Source organism: Streptomyces flaveolus, assembly GCF_014648815.1.
Lineage (GTDB): Bacteria > Actinomycetota > Actinomycetes > Streptomycetales > Streptomycetaceae > Streptomyces > Streptomyces flaveolus.
This window is the reverse complement of sequence record NZ_BMRV01000049.1, coordinates 1-582: the sequence shown is the minus strand read 5'-3', so window position 1 is coordinate 582 and position 582 is coordinate 1. Positions and strand designations below refer to the sequence as shown.

Genomic DNA, 582 nt, shown 5'->3' with positions numbered 1-582 from the left:
GCCTCGACGACCTCGTCCTCCGGCAGGCTCATCAGCTCGGACAGCTCCTTGGTGGTGGGATTGCGGCCCAGCCGGCTGCGCAGCTCCTCGGTGGCGCGGGCCAGCTGCACGCGCGCCTCCTGCAGCCGCCGGGGCACGTGCACGGCCCAGGAGGTGTCGCGGAAGAACCGCTTGATCTCGCCCACGATGTACGGCACGGCGAACGAGGTGAACTCCACCTCGCGCGTCAGCTCGAACCGGTCGATGGCCTTGATCAGGCCGATCATGCCGACCTGGACGATGTCCTCCATCTCCTCCGGGCCCCGGCTGCGGAACCGGCCGGCCGCGAAGCGGACCAGGGACATGTTCATCTCGATCAGCGTGTTGCGCGCGTACTGGTACTCGGCGGTGCCCTCTTCGAGGACCGCCAGCTGGTCGAAGAAGAGCTTCGACAACTCCCGCGCGTCCTTGGGCGCCACCTTGGACGGGTCCGCAATCTCCGGCACGCCGGTGAGGTGGTGCTCGGTAGCCCGCGCGATCGTGGTCGCCATGATGTGCCCTCCCTGTCGGTCGGCCCTGTCACTGTCCCTTATCGGCCGACGA

Annotated in this window: 1 protein-coding gene; it reads right to left on the bottom strand. The window is 68.4% G+C overall.

The window, feature by feature from the left end; genetic code table 11:
* Positions 1-530: sigma-70 family RNA polymerase sigma factor (locus tag IEZ05_RS36140; RefSeq protein WP_189234559.1), on the bottom strand; the 530-nt coding region annotated here is incomplete at its 3' end.
* Positions 531-582: the final 52 nt, after the last annotated feature.